This window comes from Calditrichota bacterium (assembly GCA_014359355.1).
In the GTDB taxonomy this organism is placed as follows: domain Bacteria; phylum Zhuqueibacterota; class Zhuqueibacteria; order JANLFK01; family Oleimicrobiaceae; genus Oleimicrobium.
Genome location: JACIZP010000083.1, coordinates 1 through 5,088, shown reverse-complemented (window position 1 = coordinate 5,088; position 5,088 = coordinate 1). Strand labels below are relative to the sequence as shown.

Sequence of the window (5,088 nt, the reverse complement as noted above, 5' to 3'; positions counted from 1 at the left end):
TCGCCAATCTCCAGGATGGAGATGTCGAACGTGCCACCGCCGAGGTCGAACACGGCGATCTTCTCGTCCTTCTTCTTGTCCAGGCCGTACGCCAACGAGGCGGCAGTGGGCTCGTTGATGATCCGCCGCACCTTGAGGCCAGCAATCTCGCCCGCCTCTTTCGTGGCATTGCGCTGGCTGTCGTTGAAGTAGGCAGGCACCGTGATCACCGCCTCGGTGACCTTCTCGCCCAAATAGTCCTCGGCAGTCTGCTTCATCTTCTGCAGAATCATCGCCGAGATCTCTTGCGGCGAGTACTCCTTGTCGCCGATCTTGACGCGGGCGACGTCGTTCTTGCCGCGGACGACCTTATACGGCACCTGCTGGATTTCGTCCAACACCTCGTCATAGCGCCGGCCCATGAAGCGCTTGATGGAGTAGACGGTGTTCTCCGGGTTGGTTATCGCCTGACGTTTGGCGACCTGTCCCACCAATCGCTCGCCGGTCTTGGTGAAGGCGACCACCGACGGCGTGGTGCGCGACCCTTCCTGGTTGGGGATCACCACCGGCTCGCCGCCTTCCATGACCGCCACGCAGGAGTTTGTCGTCCCCAAATCAATGCCGATTATCTTTCCCATAAGTCAAACCTCCTTTTGCCCATGTTGTGATGTTGCCTCACCACGAGGCTTGCGCCATCGAAGGTAGGCTTTTCAAATGTTGTGCCACGGCTACTGAAAGGCTTTGCACCACCGCCGCACCTTGAAATTGCAGCAGTTAGCCAGGGTGCGCTACAGCCCGCTGCGGCCTGTGCTGCTTGCCAATATGTCACTGTGACAGCCCTTCCTGGCAGAGTCCCTGGGGTGGCGTCAGTCGGAGTTGTCACTGCCCGAGCTCGAGCCCCCGCCTTTCCCTGAATCGTCCTTGCCACCCGACCTCTGCCCCTTGTTGCGGTAATCGGTGATGTAGAAACCGCTCCCTTTGAAAATCAGGCCATTCCCCCCGCCGATCAGACGGCGCACCCTGCCGCCGCACCGCGGGCACGTCTTCACAGGCTCATCCTTAATGGACTGAAAGACTTCAAACTGATGCTCACACTGTGTACAACGATACTCGTAGGTCGGCATCTGCTCGCTCCCTCCGTTTCCTCAACTCTTCGTCCGCCCAGGTGAATGGTAGTGGTTCACTCTTCGGGCACCGGTATGGAGATGAACAGGTGCCGGTTCTGGTAGTAGATGCGCAGCAGAAGAACGTCCCCTGGGCTCAAGTTGTCCAGTTCTTCCTGAAGTTCACGCACGTTGCGTATGCGCACCTGATTGGCCTCCTTAATCAGTTGGCCCGGGCGCAATCCACTGCGGGCCGCGATGCTGCCGCGCTCCACCTCGGTCACCACCACGCCCTCTTGCCCTTTGAGCCCGTAACGCGCCGCCAGCTCGTCGGTCAGGTCCTGGACGCTGAACCCCAATTTGGTGGAGGATTTCTTCGCTCCACGCACCTTGACGCTGCCTTCTTCCGGCAGCGTACCTAACTTGACCGACACCTGGCGAGTACTCCCCTTGCGATTGACGGTCAGAGTAACCTGCGTGCCCGGGGCAGTCGACGCAATGCGCGTGGAGAGCTGGTCCGGGTTGTCCACGGGCGTGTCATCCACCGCAAGGATGACGTCACCCTCCTTGATGCCAGCTTTCTCTGCGGGGCTCCCCTGGGCCACCTCTGAGACAACCACGCCGCGCGGGGAGTCCATCTTCAGCGCCTTGGCCATGGCTGCATCCACCGGCTGAATATACACGCCCAGCCAACCACGGGTCACTTCACCTTTCTCGATAAGCTGTTCCATGACCCATTTTGCCGTGTTGATGGGGATGGCGAAGCCGATGCCCACATTGGCCTGCCCGACGATCGCGGTGTTGATGCCCACCAGCTCGCCGTAGAGGTTCACCAGGGGCCCACCGCTATTCCCCGGGTTGATGGCTGCATCGGTCTGAATGAAGTTAAAGTACTTGATCTCGCTCCCCTGGATGGGCAGGTTCGCCCTCCCCTTGGCGCTGACAATGCCTTTGCTGACGGAGCGTTCCAGCTGCGGGCTGAACGGCGTGCCAAAGGCCAGCACCTCCTCCCCGATGCGCAGTTTGTCAGAGTCGCCAAACGGCACCGTAGCGAACTTTTTCCCATCTTGGATCTGCAGCACCGCCACGTCGGTCTTCGGGTCGCTGCCGACGACCTTGGCCTTGTATTCGTCCTTGCCCAGCAGCACCTTCACCTGGACGGCCTCCGCCACCACATGGTGGTTGGTGAGCACGTACCCTTCGGGTCGCACTACGACGCCCGAGCCCAGCACCTGCGCCAGCTCCTCTTGCTGCTCTGGGAAGTCGAAAAACCGCCGGAAGAACTCGTCCCCAAAGAACTCGGCAAACGGTGTGCGGCGCGTCACCTTGCTCTCGCTGATAATGGTGACCACCGCCGGGCTCACCTTGTTGACGATGTCTACGTACAGGTCGTTGATGGCGTCTGCCAGTGCCCGCCTGTCGAGGTTCAATGGCTGTCCCTGGTCAATGGCAGCTGTTGCTGGTTGCAAGGTCTTTTCTTCGGCCAGACCATGTTTGGTCCAATCGAAATTGGCTGCCACCAGCAGTCCAACAATGACGCCAATTATGACGCCGCCAATCAGCACTCCCCTGGTCTTCCGCGTCATAGCCTTTTCCTCCGCTGCTTCACCGTGCACAGCTTATCGCGCCCCAAGTCTGGTGGGTCGGGCGCGCTTAGTCTTTGACCTTCACCCGCACGTATTGGTTCCCCTGGTGCCCGTCGCTCTTTAGCCCAAGGCCGCTTAGGCGGAACACCGCCCCGTCCTGCGTGCCAGGTGGGATTCTTAGTTCCACCTTGCGACCATCAATGGTGCGCACGCGCAAGCGCGTGCCTTGTTCGGCATGCTTTCGGTCGATGTACACGTCGCAGTAGACGTCGGTACCACGCACATCAAAGAAGCCCTTACCCCGCACCCGGAGCACGACCATGAGATCACCTTGGGCGCGGCCAGATCCGCTCGGTTCGCCTTGGCCGCGGAGGCGCAGCTTCATGCCATCGTAGGCACCAGGCGGAATGCGCACCGAATAGGTCTTGCGCACCCGTTGCACCCCGCGACCACCGCATGCGCGACACACCCTCTTGAACACCACACCGCGCCCTAAGCATCTGGGGCACGGCCGGCTCACAGAAAAGAACCCTTGACTGGAGACGACGTGCCCGGTCCCGCGGCAGTTTGGGCAGGTTACGGCATCCTCCCCGCCGCGGCCATCACAATGGGAACACCTTTCATCTTTCTCTATGCTGAAACTCTGCTTACCACCCTGCTGCGCCACCTCTGGTGCCACTTCCAGTTCCACTTGGATGTCGCCAGAGGACTCTTCCCTTTCCCGACCTCTGAACAGGTCGCTATGGTCAAAGAATTGGCTGAGCAGATCGCCCAGTCCTCCGAATCCTCCAAAATCCTCGAACGAAAAGCGACGCGCCCCCGTGCGGCGGCCGCTACCAAAAATGCTCGCCAGGTCGGAAAAGTCGAAGCCAGCGCCCTCGAACCCCCGCGCGCCGGCAGCGTCGAACGCCCCCAAGCGCCGCATCTGGTCGTATTGCGCACGCTTCTTCGGATCGCTGAGAACCGCGTGCGCCTCAGAGATCTCCTTGAACTTTTCTTCCGCTGCCTTGTTACCGGGATTCGCATCGGGATGATACTGCTTGGCCAGCCGCCGATACGCCTTCTTGATCTCGTCGGCGGTAGCGTTCTCGCTCACTCCGAGTATTTCGTAGTAATCCCGCTTAGGCATAGTCACAGTTCACCTTCACGCGCTGCTCGCCCGACCTTGACCTTGGCGGCCCGCAACACCTTGCCATCTACCCTGTACCCAGGTTGCCACACCTCCAGGAGCAGCCCATCCAGCTCCGGAGAACACGGCTCGGTCGCCACAGCCTCGTGCAATTCGGGATCGAAACGCTCTCCGACCTCCCCGAAGCGCTGCAGGCCGCTGTCGGCAAGGACTCGCCGCAGCTTCTCGGCAACCTGGCGCAGACCCATTGCTGCAGGCCCTTGTTCCTGGCCATGGTAGGCGAGCACACTGTCGAAATCGTCCAACACCGGCAAGAGGGCCCGGAGCACCTCGCGCCGGCCCTCAGCGGCGAAATCGGCTCGCTCGCGCTCCACCCGCCGCTTGTAGTTGATAAAGTCCGCCTGCGTACGGCGCAGTTGGTCGAGGTAGGTTGCAGCGGCCTCTGCAGGCTTTTGCTCCGCAGAGGGCTCCCTTTCACCCCCGACAATCTGCACAGGGATGATCTCCTCGCGCGCCTCATCGCCGCTACGTTGGGCTTCGGAGTCTATGGAGATGCGGGTCACCTCTTCGCTCGGCACCATCTGTTCCTCACTTCCATGCATAACAGGTCATGAACGCCTTAGCATCTATACAAAACGTGAGTACCCCATTTGAGGTGGGGTACTCACGAAACCTCATTTACGCGGCGCGTGCGCCGCACCGCTCCAGAAGGACACCCCGTGTTGCAGCATCCAGGATCACTGCACAGTGATCGGGATTTCCTTGGGCCGCGCCTCCTCCTTCTTCGGCAGCTCGATCCTGAGCACGCCGTCCTTGTAGGAGGCCTTCACCTTCGAAGCGTCCACCGAGGCCGGCAGGCTGAAGGACCGACGGAAGCTCCCGTACACACGCTCCAGCCGATGGTAGTTCTCCTGCTTCGCCTCCTTCTCCTGATGCTTCTCCCCCTTGAGCATCAGCACATTGTCCTGGATGGAGATCTTGATGTCATCCTTCTTCATGCCGGGAACTTCGGCGGTGACGATCACCGCATCCTCGGTCTCGCAAATGTCCACGCTGGGACTCCACATGCCGGTCTCCACCTCACGGCCCGGGAACCCATGGAAGAAATCATCGATGAAACGATCCATGTCCTCCTGGAGCCGATACAAGTCACGCCACGGACGCCATCTGACGATTGCCATAACCTCTCACCTCCTCGTGCTTGATTCCCTGTATCTTAAACCCCCGCACATGTTCGCCCGGCAAATTTGCAACCAGCGTGCCAAAGCGCAAGTCTCCCTCTCAACACTTG

The 5,088-nt window shown here is 60.4% G+C and carries 6 protein-coding genes; all 6 read right to left on the bottom strand.

The annotated features are described in order from the left end of the window. Positions 1–617: Hsp70 family protein (locus H5U38_03670; GenBank protein MBC7186115.1), on the bottom strand; the 617-nt coding region annotated here is incomplete at its 3' end. A 228-nt stretch (positions 618–845) separates the two neighbouring features. Next, positions 846–1,103, bottom strand: coding sequence for a zinc ribbon domain-containing protein (locus H5U38_03665; protein MBC7186114.1), 258 nt, complete (start codon positions 1,101–1,103; stop codon positions 846–848). A gap of 56 nt (positions 1,104–1,159) precedes the next feature. After that, the gene (locus H5U38_03660) at positions 1,160–2,668 is read right to left on the bottom strand and encodes a DegQ family serine endoprotease (protein ID MBC7186113.1); all 1,509 of its coding nucleotides are present in this window, start codon (positions 2,666–2,668) and stop codon (positions 1,160–1,162) included. Positions 2,669–2,735: 67 nt separating this feature from the next. Continuing rightward, the gene (locus tag H5U38_03655; protein MBC7186112.1) at positions 2,736–3,797 is read right to left on the bottom strand and encodes a J domain-containing protein; all 1,062 of its coding nucleotides are present in this window, start codon (positions 3,795–3,797) and stop codon (positions 2,736–2,738) included. A 2-nt stretch (positions 3,798–3,799) separates the two neighbouring features. Further along, complete coding sequence (locus H5U38_03650) at positions 3,800–4,378, bottom strand: nucleotide exchange factor GrpE (GenBank protein MBC7186111.1); 579 nt, start codon at positions 4,376–4,378, stop codon at positions 3,800–3,802. 156 nt (positions 4,379–4,534) lie between these two features. Next, complete coding sequence (locus H5U38_03645; protein ID MBC7186110.1) at positions 4,535–4,978, bottom strand: Hsp20/alpha crystallin family protein; 444 nt, start codon at positions 4,976–4,978, stop codon at positions 4,535–4,537. Positions 4,979–5,088: the final 110 nt, after the last annotated feature.

Coding starts and splice junctions, on each gene's coding strand:
- H5U38_03665 (MBC7186114.1), bottom strand. CDS start 1,103: ATGCCGACCTACGAGTATCGTTGTACACAGTGTGAGCATCAGTTTGAA.
- H5U38_03660 (MBC7186113.1), bottom strand. CDS start 2,668: ATGACGCGGAAGACCAGGGGAGTGCTGATTGGCGGCGTCATAATTGGC.
- H5U38_03655 (MBC7186112.1), bottom strand. CDS start 3,797: ATGCCTAAGCGGGATTACTACGAAATACTCGGAGTGAGCGAGAACGCT.
- H5U38_03650 (MBC7186111.1), bottom strand. CDS start 4,378: ATGGTGCCGAGCGAAGAGGTGACCCGCATCTCCATAGACTCCGAAGCC.
- H5U38_03645 (MBC7186110.1), bottom strand. CDS start 4,978: ATGGCAATCGTCAGATGGCGTCCGTGGCGTGACTTGTATCGGCTCCAG.